This is a genomic window from Halomonas meridiana (genome assembly GCF_009846525.1).
Lineage (GTDB): Bacteria > Pseudomonadota > Gammaproteobacteria > Pseudomonadales > Halomonadaceae > Vreelandella.
The window spans coordinates 2,586,893-2,606,381 of record NZ_CP024621.1 but is presented as its reverse complement, the minus strand read 5'-3'; the positions used below and the strand labels follow the sequence as shown (position 1 = coordinate 2,606,381).

Genomic DNA, 19,489 nt, shown 5'->3' with positions numbered 1-19,489 from the left:
TTGAGGGGAGTTAACTAGGGCTTGGGCGAGTCTTGGCGAATGATGCTCACCTTTTGCTGTTCCTTGGTCCACTTGCCCGCTTTCTTATCAATATATTGGAAGTGTTCATTGGTAAAACTGCCCTGGTTACAAGCATGACGGTAGGAGACCGTGGGCACGTGAGCTTGATCCAATAGCTTGATGAAAACGCCCGGCCCCGTCAGCTCAAACACGTTAGTAAGCTGATTCTCTACGATGTTGTGATGGACCTGCTCAATCAATTTAAGCAGGTTGGGGTTACCGGGACGACTGGCAATAAAGTAGTTGCTTAGTTCTCCTTTGCGGGTCGTCACATACAACTCGTCGATATCTGCGGGTACTACCCGGCCTAATGGCCAGATGGCATGGGCGTCGATGTCCAGGTAAACGCCACCATGTTGATAAAGCGCCAATAGTCGCCAAAAATCGGCCTGAGCGGCACCAATCTGCAATTTATCGTAGCTCTCGAGCCACGCAGGATCGAAGTTTTGTTTAATGAAGTCCTGGCGCGCTTGGGTGATCATGAAACGATACTCAAAGCGCGGCGCCATCAGACGATTGAAAAGATAATTGAGATAAACCGGCAGCGTCACCTTATTGGTAAAGTTGGTTTGCCAAATAATACGAGGGATGACGGTCTCTTGCTTGGCGGGCAGCCAGGGGGCTGCGCGTTCTGGCAGCGTAAAACGCTTGTTGGGAAAGAGGGCGTGAAATCCATAGCTCAATACTTTCGTAATGTTGGCCAACAGTTTGATCACCCGGCTGACGGCCACGATATGGGGCTGGCGGGTACGGCGACGTGAAGACATGGTCGTCCTTTCGATGAGCAAATGAAAAGCCTAGCGTGTTGGCTAGGCTTTCAGTACGTCAGTGGTGTAAGAGCGGGGTATTACCAGCCGCCCTGAGCCTCTAACAGGCTGCGCATATTATTATCCAATGGCAATTGGAAGTCTGCACTTCCCAATACCATGGCATCGCCAGCGCGAACGACACGAACGCTCACGTATAAATAGTCCTGACCTTGGGCATAGGTACCCATCAGGATAGAACGTGCATTGTGCTGAGAGCTTAGCCGCTGAACTTGGCGGGATAGAATCAACTCCCCCACGCTCTCTTCGATAAACATGCTATCGCGCATTTTGACTTCGCGAACCTGCATACCCTGTTGGGCCAGGGCCGAGGCCATGATCTCAGAACTGATCCGACCAAAGGTCGAGGATTGGCTGAGGTTGTCGATACTGACAAAGGTGGCCGCAATCATCGGGCTGTAGCGGGTCAAGTCGGGGTTGTTCATCACCATCTGCTCTGCCGCTTCATGGGCGAGCTCTGACAGGTCAGGTTCTGGTTCTTGAGGCTGAGCGTTGTTGCCCAAGTTAGCGCAGCCCGTCAGCAGTAACGTCATGCAAAGTGCAGCCAAAACGTCAGCGCGAAACAGGCGCACCGACGTTAATGCAAAAATCGAACGTAAAGACATAAACATTACCAAGTATCAGTGATAGAAACAGTCGGGGTCGTGGGGGTTCTAGGGACCCGGTGCGGGGCATATTGGCGACGATCACCCGAATTAATGTAATAGATATTGGAGGAAGAGTAGAGGATTTGATCCTGTTCCACTATCTGTGTGGTGATGATGATTTCTTCATTACCCTTGGCTGTCCAGCTACCGTTGGTAGTGTCGGCCACCATGGCCGCCGGAATGAGTGCCAATGCTGGCTCGCTCCAGTTGCCCAACGGGATACTGGCCACCGCGATGCCACTCGCCAAGGCGGTGTAAGCGCCGAAGGGGGGCGCGTATAGCCGCGATCCCGGTGTTCGACCACTTCCACGTCGATTTGGATGGTGGCGCCGTTAGCGCGAGGCTGAGTCGTCACGCTGCCACCACCGGATACTAGCTCGCTGGTCAACAGTGTTCTAAAACCACGCTCGAATTCCCCGCCGCTGTAATATGAGCCGTACTGCTCATGTTCCGGCGCCGCAATGTGTAGGTCACGAAAGCGCACCCGCTCGCTGGATAGGATGCCGGCGGCTTCATGCTGAGCAAGCACTTCCCAATGCTGGGCGGCCTGCATTTTTTGCTGTTCCGTGTAGGGGTATGTTGTGGCAATGGGGGCCTGAGAAGTGCTGGCGTAAAAACAGCCGCTGAGCATCAGGCTCGCAAGTCCCAGGCCAACGGGGCGTAAAAAATCGACAATGGGGTGTGACATAGGACGAGTGCGCACCTGGTAGTTCCTTATCGCTACTAATCGGCTTTTTGATAGACTAGTTTGCCATGCTTAGCATAGATCGGCCACGAGGTTAGAAACTTGAATGAGTAATCACTCCCATGCTTGAGGACCACCGCAGCGGCCCACGTCATGACTCCCTGATGTCGACGTACCCTGAGGACGATAGCAACAGCGGCTGGATGATCAGCTATATCGATATTATGACGCTGCTGGTCGCCCTATTCGTCATCATTATTGCGGCTGCCGGGGTCACAAGCCCCGACTGGACCCCCGATGACGCGGAAGTGGACACGAGCACAGGCCTGGCGACACCGCTGGAAGTGCCGCTGCCTGCCTTACTGGATGAGCGTCGCCCACCGCGCTCCCCAATGCCAGTGGTGGTGCCTGGTGAGCTCAGCCCCATGGCGATCAGCGCCGCCTTGGGCGTGGCAGGGCTGCCCCCGCGAGCCGAGGTGGTGCCCAGCGTGCCGCCGTTACTGGCGCTGCCGGAAGAGGCGGTGAACTCTGCATCACCATCAGAGCCTACGCGGGTAGCGTCGCTCATCGACACCCTGCAAGCCGCGTTGGCGTCTGCGCCTTCGTCGTCAACGACGAGGCTGCCCACGCCTCTGGTGCGGGAAGAGGATCCGCCAGCGCCGCTTCCCTTAGCGGATTACATGGTACTTCTCACGGATCGCCCCCCCGTGAATGTACAAGAGGTCAGCGACGAGGCCATCAGTAGCGCTCTAGCACTCACGGAAAACTTGGCCGAGCGGGTAGAGGCGTCCCCCTATTTGCCCAACTTGGAGGGTGTCGAAGTCTCCCGGGTGGCCGAAGGGATCAGCCTACGCGTGCAGGACAGGCTGCTTTTCCCCTCGGCGACGGCAGAGCTGACACAAGGCGGCTCATCGCTGGTAGGTAGCCTGCTGGAGACGATTCAGCGCTATGACGGTGAAGTGTGGGTTGAGGGCCACTCCGATAGCCAGACCATTAATACCCCAGAGTTCTCCTCGAACTGGGCGCTCTCTAGCGCCCGTGCGATTGCCATTGTCGAAGCCTTGGAAGCGGCCGGTGTTGCGCCTGAGCGGCTGCGGGCCGTGGGGCTTGCGGCGACGCAGCCGTTGGAAGATAACAGCACGGCAGAAGGGCGGGCACGCAATCGCCGCGTCGAGGTAGTGATTCACGTGGAGTAGCAGTGTGGTCAAAAAAAGCCCGCCGGGGGAGGCGGGCATGAAAGGGCTTGGCTCACTGCAGCCCACTGACATCAGGTGAGGGGGTGTACAAGGTTGTCAGTGGGTACAATTCGAGTATAGCTATTTGTGAGCGTTTGCCAAGGCTTTGTGCAACTTTTTTGCAGATGTCTTCCGGGGCCGTTTTATTACGAGCCTCTTCCCGCACTGTACTGGTGCACTTTAGGTGCCCTGTTTTGGTGCTTACCGTCGTTATGGCACCGTGATTTTTTTCAAGCGTTTGATTTTTATTATCTAAATGCTATTGGCATGCATTCTGCTTTATTGCTTATCTAAGAACGACGTCCGCGTAACGGCTTTCAAGAACGCAATAAGGTGGTGTCATGACCGAACACACCCGCACGACAGCCGCCCACTCTGAGGGGGCGAGCCTTACCCAGCAGCCGCCAGGAAGCCCCGACCCGGCCCTTCAGCCGCGCTTGGTGGTCACCGACTTAGATGGGTCGCTGCTCGATCACCACAGTTACGACTTCTCTCCTGCCGCGCCTTGGTTGGCGCGCCTAAAACAGCTGGGCGTGCCCGTGATCCCGGTCACCAGTAAAACCCGCGCCGAGCTGATCTCCCTGCGTGAAGCACTAGGCCTGACGGCGACGCCGTTCGTGGCGGAAAACGGCGCTGTGATTGGCCTGCCTCCGGGCTGGTGTCACGCCCGGTTAGATCGCCCTGGCAGCGGGCTGGACGGCGTTGTCGTGAAACACACCGGTGTGGACGTGGGGTTTATCCGTGCACGGCTGAACGTCTGGCGCAAGCGTTTGGGCGTGCGCTTTACCCGGATGAGCGAACTGGATATGGCGGCTGTGATGTCGCTCACCGGTTTAGACGAAACCCGCGCCAAAGCGGCCCGGCAGCGTGAAGGCAGCGAGCCGCTTATTTGGGAAGACGACGAGGCTGCGCTGGCCAATTTCCGGTTAGCGCTGAAAGGCGATGGCTTGATGCTCACCCAAGGCGGACGCTTTTGGCATGTGATGGGGAAAGCCTCGGATAAGGGCAGCGCCGTTGATTGGCTCATCAAACGCTTTACCGCGTTGCGTGGCCGTGAGCCGCTCTCATTAGGACTAGGTGACGGCCCGAACGATATATCCATGCTCGATGCCGTTGATCGGGCCGTCGTGATCAAAGGGTGCCACGACTTGACCGTCACGCCGACGAATACAGCGCTATATCGCACTCAGGAAACCGGGCCGACAGGCTGGGCCGAGGGGGTGGCCCACTGGTGGGGGCGAGACGACCGCCGATTAGCGTCGGCACCTACCCAAGCGTCCGTTACGGCCTAATCAACGAGGGATCAGCGTATGAGTGATTTTCATCAGAATGGCGTCATTACCGATTTCCACAACCTCACTCGCCGTCCGGTGGAGGCGCTAGAGCAGGAGCTAGGCCAGTTTGCCAAGCGTCGTCCGATGGGGTTGATACTCCCGTCGCTATTTTCCGAGTTGGAAGGCCCAGCGCTTTCGGCCATTGTCGATGAGCTGGTGAAAGTGCCTTATCTCAATGAGATTGTGATCGGCCTGGACCGGGCAGACCGTGAGCAATTCCTATATGCCCGCGAATTCTTCTCTCGTCTTCCCCAGCACACCCGCATTCTATGGAACGATGGTCCACGCCTGCGTGAGCTAGACGCCGAGCTGGAAAGCCACGGTTTAGGGGCCTTAGAGCCCGGCAAAGGGCGCAACGTGTGGTATTGCGCAGGATACGTGCTGGCCTCTGGCCGCTCGTCGGTGGTTGGCCTGCATGACTGCGATATTCTGACCTATGACCGTAGCCTGCTGGCGCGGCTCATGTATCCCGTGGCTCACCCACGGTTCAATTACAGTTTCTGCAAAGGCTATTACCCCCGCATTGCCGAAGGAAAGCTCAACGGCCGGGTGTCTCGGCTGATGGTGACGCCGCTACTGCGAGCGCTCAAAACCGTATGCGGGCCGCTGCCCTATTTGGACTACTTGGATAGCTTCCGTTATCCGCTCTCGGGAGAGTTTGCGATGCGCAGCGATGTGCTGGAGGGCATTCGTATCCCCGCTGACTGGGGCCTGGAGATTGGGGTGTTGTCTGAACTGCAGCGTAACTATTCACACCGCCAGCTCTGTCAGGTCGATATTGCCGATGCCTACGACCACAAGCATCAGCCCGTTAGCGAGGATGATGCCAACGGCGGCCTGAATCGCATGAGTCTGGATATCGCCAAAGCGCTGTACCGCAAGCTGGCCACCCAAGGCGTGAGCTTCAGCAGTGAAGATTTCCGCACGCTAAAAGCGACATACTACCGTTTAGCGCTCGATTTGATCGAAGCCTATGATCACGACGCCACCATGAATGGCCTGAGTTTGGATCGCCACTGTGAAGAGCAGGCGGTAGAGCTGTTTGCCAGCAACCTGCTGGAAGCAGGCAACTTATTCTTAGATAACCCTCGCGAACGGCCGTTCATTCCTAGCTGGAACCGCGTACAGGCTGCGGTGCCCGACATCCTGGCGCGAATGCACGAAGCAGTAGAGTTGGATAACCAGGGCAAGGTGTAGCTGGGAAATAAGGTGAGCAAGCCCCCGCCTGGTTGGGCGGGGGCTATGACTATTAGAAGTCGCTGAAGGAAGAGGGTTGGGCTGCGGGCGCGGCAATGGCAGGCTGGTGGGTTTCTTTGTTCAACTTGAAGTTAGTCACCAAGTGGCGAAGCTGGGTGCTTAGCTGCGCTAGCTGCTGGGTCGCGTGGTTGCTCTGCTGTACCAGTCCCGCGTTTTGCTGGGTCATTTGATCCATCTGCGTCACGGCCTGGTTGACCTGCTCGATACCGCTGCTCTGCTCGATGGTGGCTGCCGAGATTTCCTGTACCAGCGTACTGAGCTGCTGAATATCGGCGACCACACCGGTAATCATCTCACCCGTGTTTTTGACTTGGCGGCTGCCTTCGACCACCTGCGCATCCGCGTTTTCAATCAATCCTTTGATCTCTTGGGCGGCGGACGCCGAGCGGCTGGCCAGCTGGCGCACTTCATTGGCGACGACGGCAAAACCACGGCCTTGCTCGCCTGCGCGGGCCGCTTCCACCGAGGCGTTCAGCGCCAGAATATTGGTCTGAAAAGCGATGGCATCAATGGTATTCACGATGCTGCTCATTTGCGTCGCGCTGTTGTTGATGTTCTCCATTGTGTGAATCACTGACGCCATAGCGTCGCTACCGCGTTGGGCGCTTTCAGCGGTTTTGGTGGCCAGGGTGCGGGCATGGTCAGCGTGGTCGGCGTTCTGTTTCACCGTGGCCGTTAATTGCTCCATGCTGGAGGCGGTTTCTGCCAAGGAGGCCGCCTGCTCTTCAGTTCGGGTGGAGAGCTCTTCGTTGACGCCGACGATCTGCTCCACGCCATGATTCACCTGATCGGCACCGTGGTGAATGTCGCTGATGGTGCCTGCCAACGTCTCGCGCATGCGATTAATGTCATACAGCAAGCTGTGCTGATCCTTGGCGGAGAGCGTGGCGGCTTGGGTAAGATCACCATCGGCAATATGGCGTACCACCGTGGCTGCATAGCGCGGGTCGCCGCCTAGACGACGGGCAACGTCACGAATGACCCAGCCCATTAGCAGCGTCACCGGCACGCCAATCACTAATAAAATGATCGCTGAGCGAATCAGGCCGGTAATGAAGGCGGCATTGATGTCGTCGACATAGACGCCGGCGGCCAATGACCAACCCCACTCTGGCAGGTGTGCGACATAGCTCACTTTGGGCACTTGGTCATCCCCGCTGATGCGGCGCGAGTAGTAGTCCACATGACCGCCACCGGCTTGGGCAACGTCCAAGAAGGCAGCGTACAGCCGCATGCCGCTGGCATCTTGATAAGCGCTCATATCCTCGCCTCGTGGGCGATTAGGGTGCGACACGATCGCCAAGTCGTTATCGAAGGCAAACACATACTCGCCTTCGCCAAAGCGGACGCTTGCAATGTTGTCGATGGCTCGCTGCTGCGCTTCGTCTTCCGTCAATTCGCCGCGCTCGGCGCGCGCCTGTAGCGCTTCCAACTGTCCATGGATGCTGCTCACAATATGCTGAATGCTATCGCGACGTTCACTTTCGATGGTTTGGCGGTTCTCCCACGCCAACCAGCCCACGAGGAGTAGCATCGCCACCCAGATGATGCCGAGGGTGCTCCAAAGTTTCTGTGTCGTTGTCAAACGGTTCATAGTGTCCCTGTGAAAAATCCAATCAGTAAGTAAGCCCTTACTGTTATCGGCCAACATTGCTCATACCTTAGTCGAATTAAGAAAAAGTTGACGATGGAGACTTATCTGTAATTCTAAAAAGATATAAATATATAACTTAAAATTGCGCTATGCTCAGTGCACGGACTTAATGCCCGTCAGCTATCAATGGGAGGCCCTTGATGCAACGACCCATCGTCACCCACTTTTTCGACGAACCGACCAATACGTTCAGCTATGTGGTGGAAGACCCCAACAGCGATGCATGCGCCATCATCGACTCGGTACTCGACTTCGATTACGCCGCCGGTCGCACCGACGTTCGCTCGGCGGAGCAGATCATTGCGTATGTGTGCGGCAAAGGGCTGAAAGTGGAGTGGATACTAGAGACCCATGTCCACGCGGATCATCTATCCGCCGCACCGTACCTACATACCAAGCTGGGCGGCAGCACCGGCATTGGCGCCCACATCGTCGACGTGCAGGAAATTTTTGGGAAAGCCTTTAATGCAGGCACTGAGTTTGCGCGGGACGGCAGCCAGTTCGATGCGCTCTTTAAAGAAGGCGACATCTTCAACATCGGTGGGCTTGAAGGGCGGGTGCTGCATACGCCGGGTCATACGCCAGCCTGCTTGACCTATGTGGTGGGCGATGCCGCCTTTGTGGGTGATACCTTATTCATGCCGGACTACGGCACGGCGCGCTGTGATTTCCCAGGCGGCGACGCCCGCACGCTTTACCACTCCATTCAGAAAGTACTGGCACTGTCCGAGCAAACGCGGCTGTTCTTATGCCACGACTATAAAGCGCCGGGACGAAACGCTTATCAGCATGAAACCACCGTTGCCGAACAGCGCCAGGCCAACGTCCATGTGCACGACGGCATTAGCGAGGAAGAGTTCGTCAAGATGCGCACCGAGCGAGATGCCACGTTAGGCATGCCGCGCCTGATTATTCCTTCTGTGCAGGTCAATATGCGGGCTGGTGAGCTACCGCCTGCCGAAGATGACGGCCAGGTGTACTTAAAAGTACCGCTCAATCGGTTTTGATGTTTGAGCACTATGAGGCGAGATACACAGTAATGAGTGAAACGATCCGTTGGATAGCAAGCCTGCAAGGGCTGGTCGGTGGCGTGCTGATTGGGCTTTCAGCGGTGTGGCTGATGGGCGCGCTAGGGCGTATTGCCGGTATTAGCGGCATTATTGGCGGCTTAATTACTCAGCGGCCTAAAGGAGACAGTGCTTGGCGGTTAGCGTTTTTAGCGGGGCTAATTAGTGGTCCGCTGCTCGTCATGGCCGTTGGGGGTGGGCTGGGGAACGTGGCAGGCGTGCCCGGTGCGGTGATTGGTGAACCTGCAGGCGGCGTGCCGCTTATGTTGTTAGCAGGCCTGCTGGTGGGGATAGGCACGGGGCTTGGCAGTGGCTGCACCAGCGGCCATGGCGTATGTGGCTTGGCGCGGTTAGCGCCCCGGTCTATGGCGGCTACTGGAACCTTCCTGGTCGCGGCCATCGCGACGGTCTATGTGGTACGGCATGTCATCGGAGGTGGGGTATGAGCACACCGGCCGTAAAAACCGCAGCGGGATACCTCGCTGGCCTGTTGTTTGGTCTGGGACTCGCGATTTCTGGGATGACCGACCCTGCGCGGGTACTCGGCTTTTTGGATATTGCCGGTGCCTGGGACCCAACGCTGATATTTGTACTGGGGGCCGCAGTAGGCACGACCTTTGTGGGCTATCGGTTAGTCTTTGCCCGCGGTACGCCACTTTTTAGCACCCAATTTCAACTGCCGACCAAGCAAGAGCTAGATGCCAAACTGTTAGGCGGCGCGGCGCTGTTTGGAGTGGGGTGGGGCCTCTCAGGTTACTGCCCTGGGCCTGCGATTGCCTCTATCGGTGGGCTAACGCTGCCACTGCTGGCGCTACTGGCAGCGATGGTATTGGGTTGGTTTATCGCTCAGCGACTCTCCCGATAGTTGATCAGCGTTGCGGATAGCACTCGGCCGGGCTCAGTGGAGCATCGTCATTCAGCAACTAAAGTTAGTGCAGGGATGTCGGCATGCCACGAATCGAACAAGGCGCTGATGCCTCAGGAGTAGCAAATAACACGAAAGGGCGGCTATGAGGCCGCCCTTTCGTTGAACGCTAAGAACTGATCGAGCATTAAGGTGCTTCGCTACCCATCATCTCGATAAGGCGCTCTTGGCTGGGTAAGCCTTGGATACGGTCGATACGCACCGTGCCGCCTTCCGTCTCACGCTGGAAAGCGCTGGTGGGCGTGGCATAGAGACCCAGCTCTTCAAAAAGTTGATTGTTGGCGTAGACCTGCTCTTCGATATCCCGTGGCTGCGCGCTGGGGGCGAACTCATCGCCTTCACTGTGGCGGTGCAAGGCGGCGGAAGGGTCGTCTGCACCGAGTAGCGTAGCGGCTAAAGCAGGGCTATTGGGGGCGAGAATACCGACCATGATATGGCGAAACTGGACCTCACCCGCCTCTACCCAGGGGCGCGTTTGTTGCCACAGCTGACGGCAGTAAGGGCAGTTGGCGTCGGTGAAGGTATAGATGACGCGTGGGGCGTCTGGGTCGCCATCTTGAATCCAGTGGCTCTCTTCGAGCAGTGCCCAGGTATCGGCTTCCAGTGGCGCACGTACGTGCTCATCGAGCTGAGCCTCAGTCAGGTCGCTGCCTTCACTATCGACCAGCGTACCAATAATCGCGTGTTCTCCATCAGGCGTGAGATAAATCGCCATATCCTGGCCTTGTACGCTGGCCCCGAAGCCGCGCATTCCACCCGGCGCTTCAAATTCGCCATGAACCGTCAATCCTTGGTTGGCGAGCGCCTGCACGGGGGCGGGTAGCTCATCGGCGTGGCTGGTGACGGTGCCACAGGTTACGGCGGCCAGTAGGCTGAAACGACAGAAACGCTTTAACGAAACGCATGACATTGCATCATCCTTTTTGCAAAACGAAACGGGGCACTATGCCCCGTCAGGTGATCGGCTACCAGTATCGCAGGTGATGACGAGGTCAGAACGACGTTCGTGCACGGCTGAGGCGTTTTGTCGCAGGTCTTACGCATCGGCCACCAGCCAGCGGACGGCATAGGGCGGCAGTGTTTCCTCGTGGTGAGCGGTCAGCGTGTCTAGCGGCTGCCAGTGGTGCTGAGTGAGCGCTTGGTTCAGAGCATCGCCTGCGTGGGCGAGGTCAACCTTGCCATCGGTGACGTTGTACAAGGCGAGCAAGCGCCGGCCGCTAGCGAGCGGGCCGCGCTCGATCGCCAGCAGTTCAGGGGGCGTTTCTATCACGCGCTGCGGTGCGTTGGGGTGAAAGCAGGGCTCTTGACGGCGCCGTGTTAGCAGCCGATGCAGGGCGTGGAACACGTCGTGGGTCGGGGTGGAAGGGCTCTCTAATAGCAGAGCTAGCTCATCGAGCTGCCAGCGACGACGGTTGATCGAGCGTAAGCGGCCGCTGCGTTCCACGCCTTCGACATCGTTCAGCGTGCCGGTAAGCGTATGGATATAGAGCGCGGGTATTCCTTGCAGGCTGAGCATGATCGCTTGGCTACATAGAAAGCGCGCAATTTGCCACGGGTCTGGCCCGCGGCGGGTGCCGCGCATGGCTTCAAACCAGGTAATGTTGATCTCGTAGGGCGTGTCGCTACCGTCAGGGTTGCTGCGCATACTGACAAACCCACCAAAGCGGTGCATCAGCTCCAGCAGCGCGTCGCGCTCATGGTCGGGCAGCAGGCCTTCTAGCGGTCGTACGCCGATACCGTCGTGGCTGGCGGTGAAATTTAGGTAGGTGCACTGCTTCGGTAGTACTGGCAGGCTGTTCAGCCACGTTTGCAGCGTCGTCGCTTCGCCGCGAGTCAAGGTGTGCAGTAGCAGCGGGGGCAAGGCGAACTGGTACACCATGTGGGCTTCATCGGGCGCGCCTTCCGCTAATCGCTCCAAGCCAAAGTAGCTGATGTTTTCGGCATGGGGCACGTTGGTTTCGGTGATCAGCAGCGTACCGGGGGCTATTTCATCCACGATGGCGCGAAGTAAGCGCACCACCGTATGGGTTTCGGGCAGGTGAAGGCAGGAGGTGCCCAGGCGCTTCCACAAAAATGCCACCGCGTCCAAGCGAATAATGCGCACTCCTTGCTGTAGGTAGAACAGCAAAATACCCACGAACTCGAGCAACACATCCGGGTTTTCGAAGTTGAGATCTATTTGGTCTTCCGAGAAAGTCGCCCACACGTGGCGCGTCCCCCGGCGCGTAGAGATCGGCACTAGGAGTGGGCTACTGCGTGGTCGGGTGACCTGGGAAACATCGGTATCCGGATCGACTTCAATAAAGTAGTCGCGACCGGGCAGGCTGCCGGTCAGGTAATCGACGAACCAGAGCGACTCCCGCGAGACATGATTGAGCACTAAATCGGCCATCAAATCATAGTGACTGGCCAAGTTTTGAATATGCGCCCACTCGCCCAGCTCGCTATTGACCTCGCGGTAGTGAATCACCGAAAAACCATCGTCACTGCTCCAGGGGAAAAAGGGCAGCACGTGGACCCCGCTGATGGCATCCCCCAGGTAGCGCTGCAGAAAGGTATCCAGCACCGCTAACAGCGGCGTTCCCTCCTCCACAATGGAGTCGCCGTAACAGATGACCCACTGATCTTGTTCGCTCCATGTTGGTGCATCGTGAGGCGTCTCGCTCGTCGTTAGGGCGGTCGTCGACATCGCGCGAAAATGCGCAAGGTGCTGTCCTATTCGCCGCTGAACCTCCCCGGCGCGCGGGCCATATAGATGGGTGAGGTAGCGGTGAACGGTCTGTTCGAAAGCGGTCATAGCGGGCGTCCTATCAATCAACTTCGACAAACGCTGCAGCTTGTGTGCCAAATCGTTACAATACGATGAGATACGCGTCGTATAACACCGCTATGCCATCAGGTCGTGGCTGACGCTGCCGCCGACCCGTTGGCGATAAAACAGTTTATAAAATGGCGAAGCGCGCTAGGGCCGACGCCTTGATGCTGCTCGTTCGCCCAGGCTGACACGCTGCACGCACTGGTTCTAGTGCGTACTGATAATAGGTTGACTGCCATGCATTGCCCTTTTTGTGGTGCAAACGATACGAGAGTGACAGATTCCAGGCTGGTGGCAGAGGGGGACCAGGTGCGCCGTCGTCGCCAGTGCGCCAACTGTCATGAACGCTTTACGACTTACGAAACCGCCGAGCTGATTATGCCGCGGGTGGTGAAATCCGACGGCTCTCGTGAAAGCTTCAATGAAGCGAAGTTACGCGACGGCATGCTGCGCGCGCTGGAAAAGCGTCCGGTCAGCGCCGAAGCCATCGAGGCCTCGGTCGAGCGTATACGGCAAACGCTGCGCGCCCGCGGCGACCGTGAAGTGAACGCCCGCGAGATCGGTGAGGCCGTGATGAAAGCGCTTCGTAGTCTCGATCAAGTTGCCTACATTCGCTTTGCCTCGGTATACCGCAAGTTTCAGGATCTCGACGAATTCCGCGCTGAAATCGATCGGCTCTCCCAGGAGCCCTCCGATGAGTCGGCCGGACAGGGTTCATCGAACGGAGCATCATGATGGGTGAGTTCTCCACCGCCGACCATCGCTATATGGCCCGCGCGATTCAATTGGCCAAGCGGGGGGTGTATACCACCGACCCCAATCCGAGAGTGGGGTGCGTGATCGTGTCCTTCGCGGACAGCGAAGAGGGCCATATCGTGGGGGAGGGGTACCATGTGCGTGCCGGAGAACCCCACGCAGAAATCCATGCGCTGCAGGCAGCGGGCAGCGAGGCTCGAGGCGCTACCGCCTATGTCACGCTCGAGCCCTGCTCTCATACCGGACGGACCGGCCCCTGCGCCGTGGCACTGGCCGATGCCGGTGTTGCCCGTGTCGTCGTGGCGATGCGGGACCCGAACCCTCGGGTTAGTGGGGGTGGCATCGCCCATTTAGAGGCGGCGGGCATCCAGGTGCAGGTGGGGCTGCTCGAGACCGACGCCAAGGCGCTCAACCCAGGGTTCATCTCCCGGATGGAGCGCGGCCGTCCCTACGTGCGGTTGAAAATGGCCATGAGTCTGGATGGTCGTACCGCGATGGGGTCAGGTGAGTCGCAGTGGATCACCGGGCCCCAGGCGCGCACGCAGGTGCAGCGTCTGCGTGCCCGGTCAAGCGCCATACTGAGCGGCGTGGAGTCTCTGATCATGGATGACTCCCGCCTCACCCTCAGGGCCGACCAGTTAGCGCTGGACAACGCCGATGACATCGTCCAGCGCCAACCGCTACGGGTGATCCTCGATTCGCGCCTTCGTCTTCCACTAGCGGCTGCCTGCCTACGCGAGCCGGGGCGCACGCTCATCATCACGACGGATCAACACAGCGAAGAGAAACGGCGTAAACTGGCAGAAGCCGGGGCCGAGATTCAGGTAGTACCTGCCGAAAACGGACGTATTGCGCTGGCTGACATGCTGCGCTGGCTAGCGGATAATGAGCAGGTTAACGAACTGTTGGTGGAAACGGGTGCCACGCTGGCGGGCGCACTGCTAGAGGCGGATTTGATCGATGAGCTGCAGCTTTTTGTCGCGCCCACGCTGTTGGGCGGCGAGGCCAGGCCGCTATTTGCTCTGCCGGGGATTACCCAGATGGCCGATCAGAAACGTTTGGCGGTGACGGCATCGCGAACCGTTGGGAGCGACTGGTGGATCATTGCCACCCCGCAGGCTGACTAGCGCAAGCCGTCATTGCAAGGTACCCTGACGCCCGAATTCGCATACGATGCGAGCCTATTTTTTGGAGATTCCATGGCGCACTCCTCTTCAGAGGGTTTATCCCCCATCGCTGAGCTGGTAGATGACATTCGCCAGGGCAAAATGGTGATTCTCATGGACGATGAGGATCGCGAGAACGAAGGTGATATCATCATGGCCGCCGAAATGGTAAAGCCTGAGCATATCAACTTCATGGCGCGGTATGCCTGCGGTCTAATTTGTATGCCGATGACCCGCGAGCGCTGCGAGCAGCTCAACCTGCCGCTGATGGTGCGGGACAATGGCTCCGGTTTTGGTACCAAGTTCACGCTCTCCATCGAGGCGACCGAAGGGGTCACCACCGGTATTTCCGCTGCCGATCGTGCTCGGACGGTGCAAGCCGCCGTTGCTCCGAATGCCAAGCCTTCGGACATCGTTCAGCCGGGCCACATTTTCCCGCTGATGGCCGAGCCAGGCGGCGTACTGCGCCGCGCAGGGCATACCGAAGCCGCCTGCGATCTGGCAGCGCTGGCGGGTTTGGACCCCAGCGGCGTCATTTGCGAGATCATGAACGATGATGGCAGTATGGCCCGCCGCCCGGAGCTGGAGGCCTTTGCCAAGGCGCACGGTATCAAGATGGGCACCATTGCCGATTTGATCCACTACCGTATCGTGAATGAGCAGACGGTGGATCATGTCGAAACGACTCAAGTCACCACCGTGCATGGCGAACTAGCGCTTCACGTCTTCCGTGATCGTATCCAGGGCGCTCACCATCTGGCCCTCGTGAAGGGGCAGCCAACGCCCGAGCAGGCGACCACCGTTCGCGTGCATTTGGCCGATACGCTGCGCGATGTAATGGGGTTGATGAAAGGCGAGCAGTGCCGTTGGGACGCGCATCGTGCCATTGATCAAATTGCCCAAGCGTCTGCAGGCGTGTTCGTTTTGATCGACGACGGACGGCCGAATCAAGATTTGAAAGACCAGCTAGATATCTATCTGGATCGCGTGCGTCAGCCGCGCACCAGCGATTCCGATGGCTCTGGCAATTATTTAACGATTGGTACGGGTTCGCAGATTCTGCGCCATCTCGGCGTGGGTAAGATGCGGTTACTCAGCTCACCGTGGAAGTTCTCCGCGCTCTCTGGGTTCGACCTGGAAGTCGTCGAGCGTTTGGGTCCGAATGACACGGCCGACGAGCCAACTTTTCAGCAGGTATAAATTGATGCAATCCCTTTCGCAAATCGAAGGCACTTTTGTAGACGTCGATGGGCGCTACGTCATCGTGGTGGGCCGCTTTAATCACCACGTCGTGGATAGCTTGGTAGAAGGCGCTGTCGACAGCCTGACGCGTCACGGTGTGGACATGGAAAATATCCATATCGTTCACGTTCCTGGCGCCTGGGAATTGCCCCTGGCCGTCAAGCGAGTGCTCAACGTGATGAAGCCCGATGCAGTGATCGCCCTTGGTGCGGTCATTCGTGGCGGCACGCCGCACTTCGAGTACGTGGCCGGTGGCTGTAACACGGCCATCAATCATCTCCAGTTGGAGTTCGATACGCCAGTTGCCAACGGCGTACTGACCGTTGAGTCCATTGAGCAGGCCATCGAGCGTGCAGGCACCAAAGCCGGCAACAAAGGCACCGAAGCTGCCATGGCGGCGATGGAAATGGTCTCACTGCTGCGCGCGCTGCCGGTCGGAGATTCCCAATGAGTGAGCGTCGTGAGCGCAAGCCCTCAGCCGCACAGCAGGGGCGTCACGCCGCAAGGGAATTAGCGGTACAAGGGCTTTACCAGTGGCAGATGACCGGTAAGTCCATTACCACCATCGAGGCGGAATTTCGCAGCCAGGTGGCCGACGACGATCTCGAAGATCATGAGAACTGGGTGAAGGTCATGGAGATCGCGGACAAAGCGCTGTTCCATGAGCTGCTGCACAACACGGTACGCTTCAAAGCCGAGCTGGACCGTGAAATTGCCCCGTTGCTGGATCGTCGTCTGGAAGACTTGGACGCGGTAGAACTGGCCATTCTTCGCCTGGGGGCGTACGAGCTTTCCCGGCGGATGGAAGTGCCTTACCGCGTGGTGATTAACGAAGGCGTTGAGCTGGCAAAATCATTTGGCGCCACCGACGGCCATAAATACGTGAATGGCATTCTCGATAAGCTGGCGAACCGCTTACGAAGTGCCGAAGTCAGCGCCCGCCGCCTGTAAGCGGCAGGGCTGATCAAGCGTTTAAGGGGCCTTTGTGCTTGCCGAATTCGATCTGATTCGACGTTACTTCATGTCGCCGCAGGAGGCGCAAGCGACAGATGGCGTTGCCCTAGGATGCGGCGATGACGCCACGTTATTGATTCCCCAGTCTGGCCAGCAGCTGGCTGTTAGCGTGGATACGTCAGTGGTGAACGTTCACTTCCCCCACGATGCCCCTGCCCATGCAGTGGGGCATCGTGCGTTGGCAGTCGCGCTGAGCGATTTGGCGGCCATGGGCGCAGCTCCGCGCTGGTGCCTCATGGCGCTGACCCTCGACCAGCGGGCATTCAACGATGATGCCGCTGCTGAGCGGTGGCTATCTCGCTATGCCAGTGGCTTTCATGCGCTTTGTCAGCAGTACGACACAGCGCTGGTGGGCGGCGATGTGACTTCTGGCGAGCTGAGTATCGGGGTGACGGTCATGGGCGAGGTGCCGACGGGGTTAGCGATGACTCGGTCAGGTGCACGGCCAGGCGATGTCGTCGCGGTGACCGGCGCCCTAGGTGGCGGTGCAGGCGGGCTAGCGCTGTGGCAACAGGGTGAGCGAGACCTCGGGCACCCGTTGCTTCAGCGCTATCTTTTGCCGCAGCCGAGGCTTGGTGCGGGCATCGTGCTTCGCGGGTTGGCGTCGGCGGCCATGGATGTTTCCGACGGTCTGCTGGCGGATTTGGCTCATTTGCGAGCCGCATCCGGCGTGGGAGTCGACCTCATCCCCGACGCGCTGCCGCTGGTCGATGGGCTGGTCGAGACGCTCGGTCATGAGCAGGCGCTGACTGCAGCCCTCTCCGGTGGAGATGATTACGAACTTCTGGTGACGCTGCCGCCTGACCGGGTCGAAGAAGCTGCCGCGCAGCTTGCCGAGAGTGGCCTTGCGCTAAGCGTGATCGGCTATTGCACGCAAGCGCTCGGCGTGACGGGGGTGCCTGCCGAAGGGGCGACGGGCTGGCAGCACTTCCGTGGGGGTGCCCGATGAATCGTGCACCGGCGAGCGTTTGGCGGCGCCCCACTCACTTTTTTGCGTTTGGCCTGGGCAGCGGCACGGTGCCGTGGGCTCCGGGTACCTTCGGCACACTGGCCGCCATTCCCTTTTACTGGATGATGGCCGACTTAAGCCTGGGTTGGTACCTGGGAATCGTGTTGGCCGCGTTTGTCGTCGGGGTTTGGCTATGTGACAAGACTTCCCACGACCTGGGCGTGCATGACCACTCGGGGATCGTGTGGGATGAGTTCGTTGGCTATTGGATTACCATGGCAGCCGTGCCATTCTCCTGGGAAGCGGCGCTATGGGGATTCGTGGTGTTCCGCATTTTCGATGTTTTCAAACCTTGGCCCATTCGCTGGGCCGACCGCCGGGTCGCGGGCGGATTTGGCATCATGATCGATGATGTCATGGCAGGGATCTACGCCTGGAGCACCATGCACCTATGGTTTTGGCTACATTGAGCGATCGGTGGCATGGAGTCGGGTCTCGTTGAGAGACCGTTCAAGGAGATAGCATGCGCAAGGAACGTTTGATCGTGCCTATTCTCGCGACGATAGCCGTCGTGTGGATGGTCGCGCAACTGCTATCCAGCGTACTTTTCGAGCGCAGCCTTCGTCAGGCGCTGGAGGACTTAGAGGCCCGAGGCGAATGGCGAGTCAGCCGAGTGGAGAGCCGCCAAGGGTGGCTCACGTCCCGGGGGCGGCTCATTCTCTCGCCACTGTTGGGCCGTCCCTGGCGTTTGGAACTCTCCTACCGAGCCCGACACGGGGTATTGAGCACCGATGTCGAAGGCACGCTGCTGCCGCGTTTGGATAGCGTGCTGCAAAAAGCGGTGGGGGAGGTCTCCGCGCCCTCCGTGCCGCGCTGGCAGGGCCGCTATCAGACCTTGAGCGGTCATACCGAACTTCGCTTGGCACTGGCCCCCTTCGTCATTCAGCAAAATGGACGCGAGCTGGACGTACGTGGCGCACGGGTTCGCCTGGAGGGAGTGTTTGGTGACTGGCGCTTACGCGGGCTGCTGGATCAACTCACGCTGACCGACGGCCTGTCGCAGCTCACGCTTGGCCCCGCCACTTTGGAAAGTCGCTACACCTACATCGACGATGCCTACCATTTTGCCCAGCGGGATCACCTGCATATCGAGCAGCTGGCGCTGCATTATCCGGCTTACGACATTCACGTCGCTCCCCTGGATCTCCATAGCCATATGGAGCTGGACGAGAGCGAGCTACGCCTGAAAGGCGAGCTGATCGTAGGCGAGGTGCGCGTGCCCAGTGAAGCGCCCGACACCCCGCTTCTCAGCGGTCGTATCGAGGCAGAGCTGTCGCGTTTGAATGGCGACGCCGTTCGGCAAACGATTCGTCGTTTGCGCCAAGAGGCTGCCTGGGGCGACGCGAGCTTGCCCATGGCGGAGGGCCTGTTGGCGCGTTTGGAGCCTGATCTGCGCCAGGTCTTGAGCGATTCACCACGGCTCGATGTCACCACCATTGCTTTGGATAGCCCGCTGTTGGGGCTGCAAGTGGACGCAGAGGGCGCGCTATTCTTCGATGCGCGGCGCCTCGAAGAGCTGAGCATTACCGCGCTTGACAAACCGGTCGAACGCGCACGCTGGATCGAGCGCATTGATGGGGACTTCATTTGGCACGACGCCCCAACCGTGGCGGCACTCTGGCTCGGCCTACCGTTGGGCACTCGCGAGCTACAGTTCGATGTGATTCGTGGGGTATGGCGTGTCAACGGGCGGCCGATGCCGCCGCTATGGCAGCCGTGAGTGCTCCTGATAGAGGTCAGTGGGCGGCTAGGTAAATCGTCTTTAGGGTTGAAGTTTTCACTCTGTGCCCACATTC

Annotated in this window: 20 protein-coding genes; 14 read left to right on the top strand and 6 right to left on the bottom strand. The window is 58.7% G+C overall.

Annotated features, from left to right (window positions below):
- Window positions 1-14: 14 nt before the first annotated feature.
- From CTT34_RS12515 to CTT34_RS12505, 3 genes are all read right to left on the bottom strand, one after another.
- On the bottom strand, window positions 15-827 hold the full coding sequence (locus CTT34_RS12515; protein WP_159342726.1) for a glycosyltransferase family 32 protein: 813 nt from the start codon (window positions 825-827) through the stop codon (window positions 15-17).
- Between the two features lie 80 nt (window positions 828-907).
- Complete coding sequence (locus CTT34_RS12510) at window positions 908-1,492, bottom strand: FlgO family outer membrane protein (protein ID WP_159342725.1); 585 nt, start codon at window positions 1,490-1,492, stop codon at window positions 908-910.
- 139 nt (window positions 1,493-1,631) lie between these two features.
- Window positions 1,632-2,237: a hypothetical protein gene (locus CTT34_RS12505; RefSeq protein WP_254436375.1), complete on the bottom strand. Its 606-nt coding sequence runs from the start codon at window positions 2,235-2,237 to the stop codon at window positions 1,632-1,634.
- Between the two features lie 104 nt (window positions 2,238-2,341).
- Here CTT34_RS12505 and CTT34_RS12500 point away from each other — a divergent pair, with 104 nt between their 5' ends.
- The 3 genes from CTT34_RS12500 to CTT34_RS12490 all read left to right on the top strand — a co-directional run bounded on the left by CTT34_RS12500 (window position 2,342) and on the right by CTT34_RS12490 (window position 5,985).
- The gene (locus tag CTT34_RS12500; RefSeq protein ID WP_159342724.1) at window positions 2,342-3,415 is read left to right on the top strand and encodes an OmpA family protein; all 1,074 of its coding nucleotides are present in this window, start codon (window positions 2,342-2,344) and stop codon (window positions 3,413-3,415) included.
- Between the two features lie 380 nt (window positions 3,416-3,795).
- Window positions 3,796-4,746, top strand: coding sequence for an HAD-IIB family hydrolase (locus CTT34_RS12495; RefSeq protein ID WP_159342723.1), 951 nt, complete (start codon window positions 3,796-3,798; stop codon window positions 4,744-4,746).
- A gap of 18 nt (window positions 4,747-4,764) precedes the next feature.
- On the top strand, window positions 4,765-5,985 hold the full coding sequence (locus CTT34_RS12490) for a glycosyltransferase family protein (protein WP_159342722.1): 1,221 nt from the start codon (window positions 4,765-4,767) through the stop codon (window positions 5,983-5,985).
- 52 nt (window positions 5,986-6,037) lie between these two features.
- Here CTT34_RS12490 and CTT34_RS12485 read toward each other — a convergent pair whose 3' ends face one another.
- A complete protein-coding gene (locus CTT34_RS12485) occupies window positions 6,038-7,639 on the bottom strand; it encodes a methyl-accepting chemotaxis protein (RefSeq protein ID WP_159342721.1) in 1,602 nt (533 codons plus the stop codon).
- Between the two features lie 200 nt (window positions 7,640-7,839).
- Here CTT34_RS12485 and CTT34_RS12480 point away from each other — a divergent pair, with 200 nt between their 5' ends.
- Genes CTT34_RS12480 through CTT34_RS12470 form a run of 3 tightly spaced genes read left to right on the top strand, consistent with a single transcriptional unit; the run spans window position 7,840 to window position 9,631 of the window.
- The gene (locus CTT34_RS12480; protein WP_159342720.1) at window positions 7,840-8,706 is read left to right on the top strand and encodes an MBL fold metallo-hydrolase; all 867 of its coding nucleotides are present in this window, start codon (window positions 7,840-7,842) and stop codon (window positions 8,704-8,706) included.
- Window positions 8,707-8,738: 32 nt separating this feature from the next.
- Window positions 8,739-9,212, top strand: a complete 474-nt coding sequence (locus CTT34_RS12475; RefSeq protein WP_390620232.1) for a YeeE/YedE family protein — start codon at window positions 8,739-8,741, stop codon at window positions 9,210-9,212.
- Window positions 9,209-9,631 carry a DUF6691 family protein gene (locus CTT34_RS12470; RefSeq protein WP_159342719.1) on the top strand — a complete coding sequence of 141 codons (423 nt, stop codon included), beginning with the start codon at window positions 9,209-9,211 and terminating at the stop codon, window positions 9,629-9,631. The genes CTT34_RS12475 and CTT34_RS12470 overlap by 4 nt, the downstream gene beginning before the upstream one ends.
- A 187-nt stretch (window positions 9,632-9,818) precedes the next feature.
- Here the strand turns inward: CTT34_RS12470 and dsbG are convergent, their stop codons facing one another.
- On the bottom strand, window positions 9,819-10,601 hold the full coding sequence (dsbG, locus tag CTT34_RS12465) for a thiol:disulfide interchange protein DsbG (protein WP_159342718.1): 783 nt from the start codon (window positions 10,599-10,601) through the stop codon (window positions 9,819-9,821).
- Window positions 10,602-10,727: 126 nt separating this feature from the next.
- Window positions 10,728-12,488, bottom strand: coding sequence for a sugar phosphorylase (locus CTT34_RS12460; RefSeq protein ID WP_159342717.1), 1,761 nt, complete (start codon window positions 12,486-12,488; stop codon window positions 10,728-10,730).
- Between the two features lie 255 nt (window positions 12,489-12,743).
- Here CTT34_RS12460 and nrdR point away from each other — a divergent pair, with 255 nt between their 5' ends.
- From nrdR to CTT34_RS12420, 8 genes are all read left to right on the top strand, one after another.
- Window positions 12,744-13,241, top strand: a complete 498-nt coding sequence (nrdR, locus tag CTT34_RS12455) for a transcriptional regulator NrdR (RefSeq protein WP_159342716.1) — start codon at window positions 12,744-12,746, stop codon at window positions 13,239-13,241.
- Complete coding sequence (gene ribD / locus CTT34_RS12450) at window positions 13,241-14,389, top strand: bifunctional diaminohydroxyphosphoribosylaminopyrimidine deaminase/5-amino-6-(5-phosphoribosylamino)uracil reductase RibD (protein ID WP_159343788.1); 1,149 nt, start codon at window positions 13,241-13,243, stop codon at window positions 14,387-14,389. The genes nrdR and ribD overlap by 1 nt, the downstream gene beginning before the upstream one ends.
- Before the next feature lie 72 nt (window positions 14,390-14,461).
- Entirely contained in the window at window positions 14,462-15,628 is a 1,167-nt protein-coding gene (gene ribBA / locus CTT34_RS12445) for a bifunctional 3,4-dihydroxy-2-butanone-4-phosphate synthase/GTP cyclohydrolase II (RefSeq protein ID WP_159342715.1), read from the top strand.
- Window positions 15,629-15,632: 4 nt separating this feature from the next.
- Window positions 15,633-16,121, top strand: a complete 489-nt coding sequence (ribH, locus tag CTT34_RS12440; protein WP_139526976.1) for a 6,7-dimethyl-8-ribityllumazine synthase — start codon at window positions 15,633-15,635, stop codon at window positions 16,119-16,121.
- Window positions 16,118-16,621: a transcription antitermination factor NusB gene (gene nusB, locus CTT34_RS12435; protein ID WP_159342714.1), complete on the top strand. Its 504-nt coding sequence runs from the start codon at window positions 16,118-16,120 to the stop codon at window positions 16,619-16,621. Before ribH ends, nusB begins: the two co-directional genes overlap by 4 nt.
- Window positions 16,622-16,655: 34 nt before the next feature.
- A complete protein-coding gene (gene thiL / locus CTT34_RS12430; RefSeq protein WP_159342713.1) occupies window positions 16,656-17,633 on the top strand; it encodes a thiamine-phosphate kinase in 978 nt (325 codons plus the stop codon).
- Complete coding sequence (locus CTT34_RS12425; RefSeq protein WP_159342712.1) at window positions 17,630-18,103, top strand: phosphatidylglycerophosphatase A family protein; 474 nt, start codon at window positions 17,630-17,632, stop codon at window positions 18,101-18,103. Before thiL ends, CTT34_RS12425 begins: the two co-directional genes overlap by 4 nt.
- A gap of 53 nt (window positions 18,104-18,156) precedes the next feature.
- A complete protein-coding gene (locus CTT34_RS12420; RefSeq protein WP_159342711.1) occupies window positions 18,157-19,413 on the top strand; it encodes a DUF945 family protein in 1,257 nt (418 codons plus the stop codon).
- Window positions 19,414-19,489 lie beyond the last annotated feature (76 nt).